Annotated in this window: 14 protein-coding genes; 5 read left to right on the plus strand and 9 right to left on the minus strand. The window is 59.0% G+C overall.

The genetic code is table 11. From position 1 onward, the window contains the following. Positions 1-5 precede the first annotated feature (5 nt). Positions 6-2,609 (minus strand): EAL domain-containing protein, encoded by a 2,604-nt coding sequence (locus EDB94_RS11415; RefSeq protein ID WP_108018420.1) that lies wholly within the window; start codon positions 2,607-2,609, stop codon positions 6-8. Positions 2,610-2,898: 289 nt separating this feature from the next. Between EDB94_RS11415 and pbpG the strand changes: the two genes are divergently transcribed. Then, a complete protein-coding gene (pbpG, locus tag EDB94_RS11420) occupies positions 2,899-3,786 on the plus strand; it encodes a D-alanyl-D-alanine endopeptidase (RefSeq protein ID WP_260312568.1) in 888 nt (295 codons plus the stop codon). A gap of 19 nt (positions 3,787-3,805) precedes the next feature. Further along, complete coding sequence (locus tag EDB94_RS11425; RefSeq protein WP_008173551.1) at positions 3,806-4,285, plus strand: asparaginase domain-containing protein; 480 nt, start codon at positions 3,806-3,808, stop codon at positions 4,283-4,285. A gap of 3 nt (positions 4,286-4,288) precedes the next feature. Here the strand turns inward: EDB94_RS11425 and rsuA are convergent, their stop codons facing one another. From rsuA to EDB94_RS11440, 3 genes are all read right to left on the minus strand, one after another. Next, on the minus strand, positions 4,289-4,981 hold the full coding sequence (gene rsuA / locus EDB94_RS11430; protein ID WP_108018422.1) for a 16S rRNA pseudouridine(516) synthase RsuA: 693 nt from the start codon (positions 4,979-4,981) through the stop codon (positions 4,289-4,291). 5 nt (positions 4,982-4,986) lie between these two features. Further along, positions 4,987-6,015, minus strand: coding sequence for a metal-dependent hydrolase (locus EDB94_RS11435; protein ID WP_108018423.1), 1,029 nt, complete (start codon positions 6,013-6,015; stop codon positions 4,987-4,989). Positions 6,016-6,077: 62 nt separating this feature from the next. Further along, positions 6,078-7,328, minus strand: a complete 1,251-nt coding sequence (locus EDB94_RS11440) for a lytic murein transglycosylase (protein ID WP_104270799.1) — start codon at positions 7,326-7,328, stop codon at positions 6,078-6,080. A gap of 228 nt (positions 7,329-7,556) precedes the next feature. Between EDB94_RS11440 and EDB94_RS11445 the strand changes: the two genes are divergently transcribed. After that, positions 7,557-8,432 carry a response regulator gene (locus tag EDB94_RS11445; protein WP_108018424.1) on the plus strand — a complete coding sequence of 292 codons (876 nt, stop codon included), beginning with the start codon at positions 7,557-7,559 and terminating at the stop codon, positions 8,430-8,432. On the opposite strand, the gene phoR is transcribed toward EDB94_RS11445, so the two are convergent. The 5 genes from phoR to EDB94_RS11470 all read right to left on the minus strand — a co-directional run bounded on the left by phoR (position 8,429) and on the right by EDB94_RS11470 (position 12,630). Then, on the minus strand, positions 8,429-9,748 hold the full coding sequence (gene phoR / locus EDB94_RS11450) for a phosphate regulon sensor histidine kinase PhoR (protein WP_008173541.1): 1,320 nt from the start codon (positions 9,746-9,748) through the stop codon (positions 8,429-8,431). The two genes, EDB94_RS11445 and phoR, sit on opposite strands and share 4 nt — an antisense overlap. 53 nt (positions 9,749-9,801) lie before the next feature. Continuing rightward, positions 9,802-10,494 carry a phosphate regulon transcriptional regulator PhoB gene (gene phoB, locus EDB94_RS11455; RefSeq protein WP_008173539.1) on the minus strand — a complete coding sequence of 231 codons (693 nt, stop codon included), beginning with the start codon at positions 10,492-10,494 and terminating at the stop codon, positions 9,802-9,804. Between the two features lie 77 nt (positions 10,495-10,571). Then, a complete protein-coding gene (gene ubiA / locus EDB94_RS11460) occupies positions 10,572-11,459 on the minus strand; it encodes a 4-hydroxybenzoate octaprenyltransferase (protein ID WP_108018425.1) in 888 nt (295 codons plus the stop codon). Positions 11,460-11,528: 69 nt separating this feature from the next. Continuing rightward, on the minus strand, positions 11,529-12,092 hold the full coding sequence (locus EDB94_RS11465) for a chorismate lyase (RefSeq protein WP_008173535.1): 564 nt from the start codon (positions 12,090-12,092) through the stop codon (positions 11,529-11,531). Further along, positions 12,073-12,630, minus strand: a complete 558-nt coding sequence (locus EDB94_RS11470; protein ID WP_108018426.1) for a hypoxanthine-guanine phosphoribosyltransferase — start codon at positions 12,628-12,630, stop codon at positions 12,073-12,075. The genes EDB94_RS11465 and EDB94_RS11470 overlap by 20 nt, the downstream gene beginning before the upstream one ends. 264 nt (positions 12,631-12,894) lie before the next feature. Between EDB94_RS11470 and EDB94_RS11475 the strand changes: the two genes are divergently transcribed. Together EDB94_RS11475 and EDB94_RS11480 are read left to right on the plus strand one after the other, a co-directional pair. Next, positions 12,895-13,062: a rubredoxin gene (locus EDB94_RS11475; protein ID WP_008173532.1), complete on the plus strand. Its 168-nt coding sequence runs from the start codon at positions 12,895-12,897 to the stop codon at positions 13,060-13,062. A gap of 58 nt (positions 13,063-13,120) precedes the next feature. Beyond that, positions 13,121-14,275, plus strand: coding sequence for an NAD(P)/FAD-dependent oxidoreductase (locus tag EDB94_RS11480; protein ID WP_108018427.1), 1,155 nt, complete (start codon positions 13,121-13,123; stop codon positions 14,273-14,275). Positions 14,276-14,328 lie beyond the last annotated feature (53 nt).

Below are 14,328 nucleotides of genomic sequence, written 5' to 3' on the forward strand. Positions count from 1 at the left end.
GGAGCTCAGGTCTTCAGCTGTTCTGGCCTGCCCCAGTAGTATCCCTGGCCATACAGGCCGGGGAACTGCTGTAGCCAGGCGGCGATAGCTTCCTCCTCCACACCTTCGACCACAACATCCAGGTCGAGAGCCTCACCCAGGTCAAGCGCCGCTCGGAATATTCGCTGTCGGGCAGGTTGGGTGAGTATGTCGCTGAGAAAACTCCGGTCGATTTTTAACTCGTCCAGCTCGAATGTGGCAAGGGTTCCCAACGACGAGTGCCCGGTTCCAAAATCATCGACGGCAATTCGGAACCCGCTTTGGCTCAGGGTCCGAATAACGACTTTTGCCAAGGCTGTGTCAGCCATCATCGCTGTTTCGGTAATCTCCAGAATAAGATCGGAAGGTTGTGCCCCATGGTGCTGCACAATTGCCTTCACCTTTTCCACAAAGTCCGGGTGGGTGAGATCGTTTGCAGAAATATTGACCGCAACGGCAATGTGGTCCCCGTGACGGGCCTTCAGCGCGCTCATATCTTCACAGACGCGGTCCACCACCCAGAGCGTAACGTGGTGAATCATCCCGACCTGTTCGGCTAATGGGATCCACCGATCCGGAGCAACCGTGCCGAAGTCCGGGTGTTGCCAGCGGATCAGGGCTTCCAATGAAGCGATACGTGCGTCCTGTATTCGCACGGTTGGTTGGTATTCCAGCCATATGCAGCCATTACCCAGTGCCTCTTCGATATCCAGCATCAGCATTTGCTGCTGGTACTGCCAGTCCGCGATAGCCGGGTCGTAAACCGTCAGGGGCTGATGCGTATCCAGGGCAGCAAAGCCAGCTGATGAAAGGATATCTGACGCGTCGACCCCATGCTCCGGAGCATGGGCGATACCCACCGATGAACTCCACGATAGCGAGAACCGGCCCTCGCGGAAGTTCTCTCCCAACCAGTTCATGAGCGTTTTCAGTTTTTCCGGGTAAGCGTCCGGGGCGTCAGTATGGAAAAAGGCAAAGGCATGATTGCTGGTATCAATGCTGGCGAGGGCATAGCCGTCAATCATGATCAACTGATCACCCATGATCCGTTTCAGGAATCCGTCGAGCTCCCACAGATAACTTCTGAGCAGATCCTCTGCCGTCCGATAGCCGAGAGCCTGCTCGATTTCGTTAAACCGGGTCAACTGAATCATGGCGACGGTGTAGGGCTGTTGGTGGCTATCAAGTTGATCCAACGACTCCTCCAGCATGGCCCGATTGGGTTTGCCGGTAACACTGTGGGTTTTGAGGAGTTGCTTGTAATTTTGCTCTACGTGAGATCGCAGTGTTTGTTCCTGGCGAGCCCGAATATCAGAAGCCAGCCTTTTTTTGCGCTCTTCCAATATCTGACGGCCAATGCCGCTGGTCAGGATCAGAGATGCGGCTGCTGCACCGATAAAGAAGGCGGAATCGGTAAAGCTGTTCACCGGGACCCAGCCGACAGTCCGCGCCGCCGAGATAACTGTACCCAGGAGAATGAAGAGCAGTGATAACGCAAAATAGCGGGCATACACCTCGTGTCGGGCCTGTTTGAGCGTCAGGGCCAGAATCATTGAACCACCGGTCAGGGCCAGTATCAGGAAGGAGTCCTGACCGAGCAACGGTAGCCGCAGTGGCATGGCCAGCAGATGTAAAAGGCCAAGAACACTCGCTGCATTCAGTAGCAGTCTCGGGAGTCTGGAGACCTGGATAAAGTTTGGCGTGATTTGGCAAAGTGAGATGAGGCAAAGGCAGAGGCTGATGTTCAGTAATGCGTTTATTTCCGGGAAGTCTGGCCAAATCAGCCAGAGCCCGAAGCCCTCCATGACAAGTTGCACGTGAATAACGGATAGCGTGAGAACGCCCAACCAGGCCAGCCCCGGGAGCCTGAATTTCATCATGAAGCTGAGGTTCAGCAACAGCGCAAAAACGAGGAGGCCAGTGATGAATGCCTTCCAGGTCATGGTTCCTGCAATGTCGCTTACAACCTTGTCAGGTTCCAGAATGCTAATGGGCAGTAGCGTGGGGCCGGCATTCTGAACCTCGAACAACAGTGTGGTCGTACCCGCCGGTAATGAAACTGGCCAGATCCACGGTGGTAGCGAAATCAGCCGGTTACCGAATGGGTAAAGGTCTCCCATGTCGCGAAGCCGCTGGAAAGCGCCATTTTCATCGAGAATGGCGGGTCTGAGCCGGTCGATGTAGGGGGCGGATACAAGGACCCACTGTTCGGCGTTTGTGGCTCCAAGGTTCTCCGCCGTCACCTTGAAGGTGACAGGTCCGTTGTAATAGCCAATGCCGGAGTTCTCTGACGGGGCCGCCTGCCAGTTTTTCTGCCGCCAGTTTTCGTCCTCTATAACCTGCTCCAGAGGCGTAACCAGATAGTCGATCTGCACAATGCGGGAGGACTGGGACGCTGGCTCGGGAGAGTCGACCTGCGACAGCGCGGAAAGCGGATTTTCAGGCGCTTGAAGGAGGCTTGCGAGCAGACCGTATGCCATGGCAGCCATCAGGAGCAGGAATGGCATCCAGCGTCGAAAAGGTGTCAGCCCGGACTGGGCTCGGAGTTGTGACAGCACGGCTTTTTCGGTCTGATGTGTGCTGTCATCCATATGAAGCGACGGTCCCGCTAAGTGGTGTTTTCTGACTCGAAGAATCAGCTCGAATTTTAATGGTTTTTCAGCTCACTTGCATTTGCCAGGTGAAATTGGCGCAAGAAACTTTTCACCTGATCAAACAAGACATTCGCTGGTATAGTTAACCCTGACCATCCTATCTGTAGAAGCCTGTTTCCGGACCGGTTGCGCGATGCATGAATAAACCACAGGATCTGTACAAATGAGACTCGCCGGCTTTTCCCCTTTCGTGATCTTGATGTTGCTCTGGCTGCCAGGATCGCTTTTGGCCCATCAAACGGGGGATGAATCCCAAAAGCGGGAGGCAGAAACAGACAGTGGACCCAGGCTCGCTTCGGTGAATGCCGCGGTTGCCGTGGCTGGTGATAACGAGCTGATTTTCGGCAAGAATGCCGACCGGTCCGTACCCATTGCCTCTGTTACCAAGGTCATGACCGCGCTGGTCGTGCTGGAATCCGGCGAGCCGCTGGATGAGTGGCTGATTTTTCATGAGCGGCATACGCCCGCCGCCGCCAACGCCTACAGTCGGATTCGCATCGACTCGGAGATGCGGCGTAAAGATGTCCTGCGCATTGCACTGATGTCCTCCGAAAATTTTGCCGCCTACACCCTTGCCCGTAGCCACCCGGGCGGGTTCGATGCCTTTATCGAGGCGATGAACGCCAAGGCCGCGGCCCTGGGAATGACCGGTACCCGGTTTGTTGATCCGACCGGGCTGTCGTCGGAGAACCTTTCAACCGCCGCGGATCTTGTAAAGCTGGTAAACGCTGCGGCTGATTACCCGGAAATCCGGGAGTACTCCACCACCGGTTATTTCCGTGGGCAATTCCGGCAGCCCCGTTACAGCCTGTCGTTCGGGAATACCAATGCCCTGGTGCATCGGGATAGCTGGGGGGTGGCCCTCAGCAAGACCGGCTATCTCTCCGAGGCCGGGCGCTGCCTGGTGATGATTTCGAAGATGAACGGCAAAGAGGTGGTGACCGTGCTGCTTGATTCCCTCGGTACCCGCTCGCCGATGGGCGATGCCGGACGGATAAAGCGCTGGCTTGATACCGGAGCCAGGGGCTCGGTGGCCGCTGCCGCCCGGCGTTACGAACAGGAAAAGAACGCGTCATACGCGACCGCTGGTAACAGTACGGTCAGTGTGAACTGACACTGAAGGGAATCCCGTTATGATCCAGATATTCACGACCGGTGGCACCATCGACAAGGTCTACTTCGATGCCAACAGCGAGTTCGAGGTAGGGCACAGCCTGCTGCCGGAGCTGCTGTCTGAATCCAACATCCACGAGGGCTATCGCCTGCGGGAACTGCTGCGCAAGGACAGCCTGGAGATGACCGATGATGATCGCCAGCAGGTACTGGCGGCGGCCAGTGAATGCGATTGTGGCCGAATCATTATCACCCACGGCACGGACACCATGGCCGATACTGCGGCGGTGCTGTCCGGCCTGAAGGACAAGACCATCGTATTGACCGGCGCGATGCAGCCGGCCCGTATGCGCCGAACCGATGCGGTATTCAATGTCGGGTTTGCCTGGGCTGCGGTGCAGCTGCTGCCGCCGGGTGTGTATATTGCTATGAATGGTGAAGTGTTCGAGGCCGGTGCAGTGCGCAAGAATCTCAAGGCGCAACGTTTCGAGCGCACCTGAGTATCACGCCAGGCTGTCTCTTTCCTCGGCGGTCAGTTCCCGGTATTCGCCGGGCATCAGCGCATCGTCCAGTTCGACCTGTCCAATGCGGACACGATGAAGGGCTTCCACGTGGTTGCCAACGGCTGCCATCATGCGCTTGACCTGATGATAGCGCCCCTCCGAAATCGTCAGCTCAATGATCCTGTCTTCCAGAAAATGCACCCGGGCCGGTCGCGTCGGCCTGGGATCATTATGCAGGTCCACACCACGTTCCAGTTGCTGTGCCGCGGCGTCGCTCAGAGGTTCGTTCAGGGTTACCCGGTAAGTCTTGGGGCAGTCGGTTCGCGGTGAGGTGACCCGGTGAGACCACTGTCCATCGGTGGTCAGTAACAGGAGGCCGGTTGTATCTGCATCGAGGCGCCCGGCAATATGGAGATGTCGGGTGATGTCTGCTGGCAACAGGTCCAGCGCTGTTGGATGGTCGCTGTCGGTCGTCGCGCTCACCACGCCTGCTGGCTTGTTCATCATCAGATAGCGCTCGCCCGGGAGGCTCAGAGGGGTGCCTGACAAGGCCACCCGTTCATCCCCGGCCAGGCGGGTGTTGGCGCCCTTGCAGATTTGCTCATTGATCGTTACTTCTCCGCGGCCGATGGCCCGCTTGGCCTCTTTTCGGGAGAGCTCGGTGGTGTTGGCAATAAACTGGTCCAGTCGCATGGTATTCAGCAGCGTTGTCCTGGTGCCGGGGAGCTCAGACTGGCCAGGCAGAGCACCGGCGTTTCGGCAATCATCCGGGACCAGAGCAGCCCCAGAGCTTCGGAGCTTACTGGTGGGCGTGGAGTCCGAAAGCTCGCCGTGGGGTCGATGCCGCTGCCATTGCGGGTCGCCAGAACAAAGGTAAACGGGTGCGCGCCTGGAATGCCCAGCCGGATATCGGTGGCCGTGATGCGGTCGCCGGCCTGGTCGTAATCCAGGAAGCCCCGGGTGAACCATTCAAGACGCCGGGCCTCGGGCAGGTCCGAGACTTCGCTCGCCAGCTCCGGGCGGCGTGGAAAGTATTCAAGATTCAGTGGCGTGTCGCCATCCAGAAAGCCGGTGACTATTTCCACCCGCTGATCACCCTGCAGAGCCGTCGCCCGCCACAACAGGGTGCTGAATGGCATGGGCTGAACCAGCAGGTCCGGGTCTTCCAGGCCGGCGGCCGCAAGCGCGGGTTGTACTCGCTGTGTCATCACTTGCTGGGCCAGAACACTCCAGCCCAGGTACAGGGTGGACACTGCCAGGCCTGCAACTATCGCTGTTTTGGCGGGCGGCCGGGCGAGAAAAAACAGGCAGCCGGCCAGCAGGGGCAGGGTGTATAGCGGGTCGATGATAAAAATGCTGCTGACGGCTACGGGGGGCCCGATGGGCCAGAACAACTGGGTGCCATAGGTTGTAAAGGCATCCAGTAAAGGATGGGTAATCAGGATCAGCCCCGTCAGGGCGAGCCACCGCTGAAAACTCAGTTGTGGTTTCCAGCGCCAGAGCAGCCAGGCAAGGGCCACTGCCAGAGGGGCCAGAACGAACAACGAATGGCTGAATCCACGGTGTTGGGTGAAATTGGCCACTGCGGTGCCGTAATCGATGACGACATCCAGATCCGGGAGGGTGCCCAGAACTGCGCCTGTCAGCAAAACCGAGCGGCCAAGAGTCTTGCCGGCTACGGCGCCGGCCAGGGAGGCGCCCAGGGCGGCCTGGGTGAGTGAATCCATGTCAGATCAGTCTCGCATCAAAACGGTGTCCTGCAGTAGTAGGCCACCGACTCCCCGGTGGATCACTGTCCTGCAGGTATTTCCAGCGCCGCCAGCACCGATTCACCGGGGTAGCCATCAGCCACCAGGTTGTTGGCAGCCTGGAACTGACGGATGGCAGACCGCGTTGCCGGGCCCATGATGCCATCGGGGTTGCCTGGCTCATACCCCCGTTGCTGCAGGGCTTTCTGGAGGTTGATGATGTTGGCGCGGGACAGCGCGGGGGCGTCTTCGGGCGGCGGATTTTGCAGTTTACCCGCGCCGGCAATCCGGTCAGCCAGATGACCAACCGCAATGGCGTAGAACTCGGAGCGGTTCCAGCCCATGATCACGCGGAAATTGTGATAGGCAAGAAACGCAGGCCCGCGGTGTCCTGCCGGCACCACCAGGGCGGCATTAATCGGTTCGCGGGCCAGTGGCTTGCCGAAGGCATCCGTGATGCCCATTTCGCGCCACTGCTCGAGTGGCAGACGACGCCCGTCCGCAAGGGAATAGTCGAAATTCTCGGGTAACAGGACCTCGCGGCCCCAACGGTAGTCGCCGTCCCAGTTCATGGATTCGAGAAACCGGCCCGCAGACATCATGGCATCCGGAAGGCTGTTCCACAGATCCCTGCGGCCATCACCATCGGCATCCACCGCGTGTTTCAGGAAAACCGTCGGCATGAACTGAACGTGGCCCATGGCGCCGGCCCAGGAACCTTCCATCTGGTCTGCCGGTATGGCGCCCTCGTCAATAATGCGCAGGGCCGCGATCAACTGCTCGGTAAAGAAAGTGCTGCGGCGAGGATCGCAGGCCAGTGTTGTCAGGGAGCTGGGTACCGGCATCTTGCCGAAATAGCTGCCAAAATTGGTTTCCAGGCCCCAGAAGGCCACCAAATAAGGCGCGGGCACGCCGGTTTCCCGGGTGACTCTTGCCAGCAGCTCCTGATGTTCCTGCAACAGTTCGCGGCCGGTGTTGACCCGGGCATCGTTAACCCGTCGGTTCAGGTAATCGGCAAAGGTAGTGGTGAACTCCGGTTGCCGCCGGTCCAGTTCGATCACCCGTGCCAGATGCTGGACCCCGGACATCACCTCGCTGGCGGTCTTGCTGCTGACCCCGGCGGCAATGGCCTGCTCCTGAAGCCGGGCCTTGCATTCGGCAAATCCCGCCGGCTCAACTTCAGCGCTGTCCTGGGCAATGGCGGGCAGTGACAGACATGACAGAAAACCGGAAAACAATAAGCCGCGAGTAACGCCGCCCTGGCGAAGAATCCTTGCAGGTTTGGTCAGCACACAAAACCTCTATCAGGCTGATGAACGTGGAGTATCCTGAGCCCATGTTAGCGCGTTTTCCAGCCGGAGAAACACTGTCCTGGCTCCCGTGGAGTGACAATTCTTTAACCTGACGGTTCCCGAAAAACGGCGATTGTGGTCTTTTTGTTGCCGACAGGTTTCTGGCGTGGGTGTTTGTTCTATAGTTGCAACATAGAACCGGGTTGTGGATAGGGGAAGGTCTGAACTATGGCAATGCTGAAAGCGCTGGTGGTGGATGACGCCAGCTTTGTACGTGATCTGGTCAAGCGAACCGTGCGCCAGCGTTTCCCGGTCATCGAGACTACCGACGCCCAGAACGGCCGGCGAGCGCAGTCATTGATGTCGAGGACCGCGTTTGACCTGATTCTGTGCGACTGGGAGATGCCAGAAATGTCCGGGCTGGAATTGTTGCAATGGATGCGCCAGCAGCCCCAGTACGAAAACGTGCCTTTTATCATGATCACCAGCCGGGGCGACAAGGATCACGTGATCGAAGCGGTCAAGGGCGGCGTTTCCGAATACCTTGGTAAACCGTTCAGCCCCGAGGGGTTGAGCAAGAAAATCATCAAGGTGATGGGCCGCAAACTGAAAGATGCCATGGACCGGAGCGGCAAATCCATGGCCAGCCCTGCCGATGCCTTCAAAGAGTCGGCCAACCTACTGACCCGCAAGCCCGAAGCCGCGGCGGAGGTTTCCGCCGAGTCACCGTCCTCTCCCCCCGGGCCCGAGCCTTTGGCACCGACAAGGCCGACCTCGGCCCGGGCGCCCATGAGCCTGGCCTCGGTACGCTTCGCCGAGAGCACCCTGAAATCGGTGGTCAAGGATATCAATCTGACGGAGGTGCGGGTGATCGCGAAGCGGGACCAGGTATTCCCGGGGATTCTCGACCAGGCGGTAGTGGACATCGAGATCGCCGAGGGCCAGATGGCGAGGTTGAACGGCTACGTGCACCAGTTGCAGGCGGTGGACAAACGCCAGGACACGGACTTTGTCAGCGTTACCATTCGTTTTGTCGATGAAGACCCGAAAAAGCTGGAGGACCTGTCGAGGTTTGTCGCCCGCTTCCGCGCGGGTATGCGCTAGCTCTCTGCCCTCTCGGGGATCCGCTCGACCAGTCGCTCCCGCGGGAAATGACAGATAAATTCACTGCCCTCGCCAATCCGGCTGCGAATCTCCAGATTGCCATCGTGGTTGAGCAACACGTGTTTGACGATTGCCAGGCCAAGGCCGGTGCCGCCGGTGTCTTTGTGACGGCTGGGATCGGCCCGATAGAAACGTTCTGTCAGACGGGGGATATGGACCGGGTCGATACCGATGCCGGTATCCCTGACTGACAGGTGTGCGCCTTCCCGGTTGGTGGACCAGGACACGATAATCTGGCCATTTGCAGGGGTGTACTTCACCGCATTGAATATCAGGTTCGAGAAAGCGCTGCGCAGCTGGCTTTCATCGCCTTTCAGCAGGCGATGATCGCCGATATGCACGGTAATCTCGTGCTGTTTTTCGCCACTGAGCGCCCGGGCGTCATGACAGATCTGGGTCAGCAGCTGGTCCACGTCCGTGAGGGTGTCGTTGACCGTTTGCTCCCCGGTTTCAATACGTGAGAGCAGGATCAGATCGGTGATCAGGGCTTCCATCCGGGATGACTGGGCAGCCATGGTGTTAATGGCCCGGCGCCACTTTGGCGGCAGGTCGGCAGCATTGTCCACCAGGGTTTCCAGGTAGCCGCTGATGACCGTGAGGGGCGTGCGCATCTCGTGGGACACATTGCCGACAAAGTCACGGCGCATCTGTTCGAGTTGGTACAGCCGTGTTACGTCCTTGGCGACAATCAGACGGTCGTCGTCACCAAACAGGCTGATCTGGATCTGAAGGTGAATATGAGGTCTGGCCGGCGAATGTATCTCCAGGGGATCGCGGTAATCCCGTGAATCGAAATAGGTCTTGAAGGCCGGCGTGCGGATCAGGTTATGGATGTACTGGCCCTGATCGGTGTTGCGCCGGAAACCCAGCAGATACTCGGCGGAGCCGTTCCACCATTCCATGGCGCCGCGGGAATCGGTCATGATCACGCCATCGCGCATGGCGTTGGTGGATTCCTGAACCCGATTGATCTGGGCCCTCAACCGGTCCTGGGTTCTCAGGTGGGTCTGATGCAGTTTGTGAAGGTTGTCGAAAATATCGCCCCACAGGCCGATGCTCTGGGGGGCTTCGTCGGTGGCGCTGGGGTTGGACAGCCACTGGTAGAGGCGCCTGGCCTGAAGCAGCGTCCACCAGAGATAGACGATCAGCCCGAGGGTAAGGCCGTAGACGGGCTCACCGAAATAGAGGCCAACCAGGGTGGAGCCAATCAGGCCACCGATAATGTAGCGCAGGTATCGTGACCAGTTGTGCTGCATCAAAAACTGCCTTGTGTCCGTTCCGGGGCTGATGCTCAGCTGGCCGGAGTTACTTACGCGGCTCTGGTCGAGAAGCGGTAACCGGTTCCGCGTACGGTCTGGATCAGGTGGTCATACTGGTCGCCAAGCGCCTTGCGGAGCCTGCGGATATGCACATCCACGGTCCGTTCCTCAACATAGACATTGCCACCCCAGACCTGGTCCAGGAGTTGGGAGCGAGTATATACCCGTTCCTGGTGCGTCATGAAGAACTGAAGCAGTCGGTATTCTGTCGGGCCCATGGTCAGGGCGCCATCCTGGGTGGTGACCCGATGCCCGACCGGATCAAGCGTCAGGCCTTCCACTTCAATCGGGCTGTCTACGCCCGGCGGCGTCGCACGCCGAAGCACGGCTTTCAGGCGGGCGACCAGTTCCCGGGGGCTGAACGGTTTGGTGATGTAATCATCGGCACCAACTTCCAGGCCCTGGATCTTGTTGTCTTCTTCGACCTTGGCGGTGAGCATGATGATGGGAATGTCGGCGGTCGCTTCTTCTTTCTTGAGGCGGCGTGCCAGTTCCACGCCGCTGGTGCCGGGCAGCATCCAGTCGAGGAGTACGAGATCCGGGTGTTTGTCGACAATCAGGGCATGGGCTTCCCGGGCGTCCGCTGCCTCCAGATAGTCATAATCCGCCATTTCGAGGGCCACGGCGATCATCTCTCGGATCGGGGCCTCGTCATCGACGATCAGGACAGTTTTTCCAGTCATGAGCTTTTAACCTGTGTCAGACCTTGATTTGTTGCTGCCTCATTACAACGCTCAAGTGTTACAAGTATATGACAGGTTCAGCTGACCATGAGATCAATTACAAGACCGGCAAAAACGGCAAAGCCGGCCCAGTTGTTGTTCAGAAACGCCTTGAAGCAGCCGTCCCGTTCACGTTCCCGCGCCAGGTACTGGTGGTAAACGAACAGGCAGGCCATGGCCACGACGCCCAGATAGTAGAAGGTGCCCAGTTCGGCACGATGGCCCACCATGATCAGGATCAGTACAACCATGGCCTGCAGCATGCCAATGATCGCCTTGTCGGCTTCTCCGAACAGGATTGCCGTTGACTTGATGCCCACTTTCAGATCGTCGTCCCGGTCCACCATGGCATACAGGGTGTCGTAGGCCACGGTCCAGAGCACGTTGGCCGTGAACAGTAGCCACGTGAGCTGGCTCAGTTCGCCGGCCTCCGCCGCCCAGGCCATGGGAATGGCCCAGGAAAAGGCCGCGCCCAGAAACAGCTGCGGCAAATGGGTGTAACGCTTCATGAACGGGTAAATAAACGCCAGCAGGGCACCGCCGAACGACAGATACAGGGTCAGCGGGTTGGTGAACAGAACCACCATCAGGAAGGAAACCAGGCACAGTCCCGCGAACAGCGCCACCGCTTCCCAGGGTTTTACCCGGCCCGCGGTCAGTGGCCGGTCCTTGGTGCGTTTGACATGCTTGTCCCAGTCCCGGTCAGCGAAATCGTTGATGGCGCAGCCAGCCGCCCGCATGAAGAACACGCCCAGGGTGAAAATGATGACATTAGCCAATGCGGGGCTGCCGTCTCCGGCCAGCCACAGGGCCCAGTAGGTCGGCCACAGCAAGAGCAGGGTTCCGATCGGGCGGTCGATTCTGAGCAGGCTGGCGTAGTCGGCCAACCGGCGCTGGATAGGTTCTGGCACAGCGTCAGGCAGCATGGCGCGCGTCCGTCTGGTGTTCTTCGAATTGAATGAGTGCTGGGATTATAGCCAGTCGCAGGAGGCCGGTTAAAGCGTGTTCCGCTGAAACAGCGCCGGTAGCAGGTATTCACCAACCAGCAGAGAGCTGTTGTGGCCACTGAACAGGGAGCGCCTTGCCAGTTCCGGCTGTCCCGGGATTACCGGTCTGCAGAGGCCGGTTTCCAGAGGGCCCCGTTGCCAGTGGGGGCTGGTGAACAGGTAGGCGCCCAAAGGTCGATTGCCCAGGTGAAGCAGCCGGCGCCCCTCGCCCTCCAGACACTTCAGGGGAATGACCGTCCTGGCCAATACCCAGGGCTGGTTGTCGCCGCACAGGCTGACTTCCCGTATCCAGGCGTGTTGACGGTGGGGAATGCGCAGGCGCCGGGCCTCTTCCTGTGTCGGCGTTGCAAAGCCCTCCCGGCGGACCTCAACGTGAAAGGAATGGCTGCACTGTTTCTGCAGGGCCCGCGTAAACGAACCCTCAACCTGCAACCAATAGCGGGCAGGCCCGTGAACCTCCGGGTTTAGGAGGCCGGCGGCCGTCAGCGATTGGTACCAGTCCGTCGGGGGTATGGTCAGGTGACTGTCGATGTCAGAGACCCTTGACTGCATAGATGCCGGGGGCATTGCGCCAGTAGCCCTTGTAGTCCATGCCGTAACCGAACAGGAAGCGGTCTTCCACTTCCAGGCCGGTGAAATCGGCCTTCAGATCCGGACGGGCTTTCCGGTCATGTTGCTTGTCGACCAGAACGGCCGTCAGTACCTCACTGGCACCGTGAGCGCGGCAGTAGTCGGCGATGGCGCACAGGGTCGTCCCCTCATCCAGAATGTCATCGATAATCAGGATGGTACGGCCGTGCATATTGGCTTCAGGTTGCAGTTTCCACTCGAGAATGCCGCCGGTAGTTTCCTGACGGTAGCGGGTGGCATGCAGGTATTCGGCCTGGACCGGAAACCGGAGCCGGGGTAGCAGTTGTCCGGTCAGGATCAGCCCGCCGTTCATCACGCAGAACAACAGGGGGTTACTGTCTTTCAGGCGGGCGGTAATATCGTCGGCCAGGTTGCCGATTGCAGTCTGTACCTGCTGTTCATCCACCAGGCAGTCGGCTTCGGCCATAACCTGGTTCATTTCGGCGACGGTATCGGTCATATCGGTCGGTCCTGTCGTAAAACGGGCGATTATACCGGACAGGGCCTGCAGAAGGGAGGGGCCACCCCGGTTGTCAGATCTGTATTTGTGGCTATTGGCAGAAATCCCCTGACCGGACCGTCGGCATTGGCATTGGTCAATACCGGGGCGATGGGTATGATGGCCTGATTCGACAGTTGTTCGTATCTGTTAACTGAATAAAACACTTGCGTGTAATATTGTCTGACAATTATTATTGCGCCCGTCTGATGTTGGGAGAACGTTATGAAGAAGTGGCAGTGTGTGGTGTGTGGTTTGATTTACGATGAAGCCGAAGGCTGGCCCGAGGACGGCATTGAGCCGGGCACCAAGTGGGAAGACGTACCGGAAGACTGGGTATGCCCGGATTGCGGTGTCGGCAAGGAAGATTTTGAAATGATCGAGATCGGTTGATAGCACCCGGCACGGCCGGTAAAAGCCGCCCAGGTGAGTTAAATACAGGAACACGGTTATGACTGAACAGGCCCCCATCATTATTGTCGGTACCGGTTTGTCCGGTTATTCCCTGGCGCGGGAAATCCGGAAGCAGGACAAGGAAACCCCGGTTCTGATGGTTACCGCCGACGATGGCGTGAGCTACTCCAAGCCCATGTTGTCCACCGGCTTTACCAAGGGCAAGGACGCGGATGGCCTGGCCCAGGGCGGTACCGACGCCATGGCGGATCAGCTGAATGTCCGGATTCGCACATTTGCCACGGTCACCGGCATTGATACCGACGCCCACGAATTGATTCTCGGTGATGAACGACTTGCCTACAGCAAGCTGGTTCTGGCATGGGGCGCCGATGTGATCCGGCTTGGCCTGGACGGTGATGGCCAGGAGCATGTGTTTTCGATCAATGACCTGATGGATTACCGTGCCTTCCGGGACGCCCTGGGCGACGGCAAGCGGGTGGCGATCATGGGGGCTGGTCTGATTGGTTGTGAGTTCGCCAACGACCTGCGCAATGGCGGTTACGAGGTTGACGTGATTGCTCCTTCCGAGGAGGTGATGCCGGGGCTGCTGCCGGAGGCGGCCGCCCATGCTGTCCAGCAGGAGCTCGAGAATCTGGGGGTCGGGTTTCATCTCGGAACCGTGGTTGATCGGATCGACCGCAGGGGTGACGGAGTCAGTCTGGCCCTGGCCAATGGTGAGACTCTGGACGCTGATCTGGTACTGTCCGCTGTGGGCCTGCGCCCGAGGACCGATCTGGCCCGGGCTGCCGGGCTGGAGACGGCCAGGGGCATCGTAGTGAATCGCGCGCTCGAGACTTCTGCGCCGGATGTCTACGCACTCGGTGATTGCGCCGAAGTCGACGGCCACGTGCTGCTTTATGTCCTGCCGCTGATGGCCTGTTCCCGGGCGCTTGCAAAAACCTTGCTCGGTGAGCGCACCGAAGTGAGCTATGGCACCATGCCGGTGATGATCAAGACCCCCTGCTGCCCGACCGCCGTCTGTCCACCACCGTCGGAAGCCGAGGGCAACTGGGAAGTTGAGCAGGATGGCACCAGCGTCAAGGCGCTGTTCAAGAGCGCCGGGGGCGATGTACTGGGGTTTGCGGTAACCGGCAGCTATGCCATGGAGAAACAGGCCCTGTCCAAGGAAGTGCCTCCGATACACGGCTGATTAGCCGGACTCCAATCCGCAGTCCCGATACCACGGGGCTGCTTTCTCTTGGC

Origin of the sequence: Marinobacter sp. 3-2 (assembly GCF_003751355.1) — a bacterium.
In the GTDB taxonomy this organism is placed as follows: domain Bacteria; phylum Pseudomonadota; class Gammaproteobacteria; order Pseudomonadales; family Oleiphilaceae; genus Marinobacter; species Marinobacter adhaerens.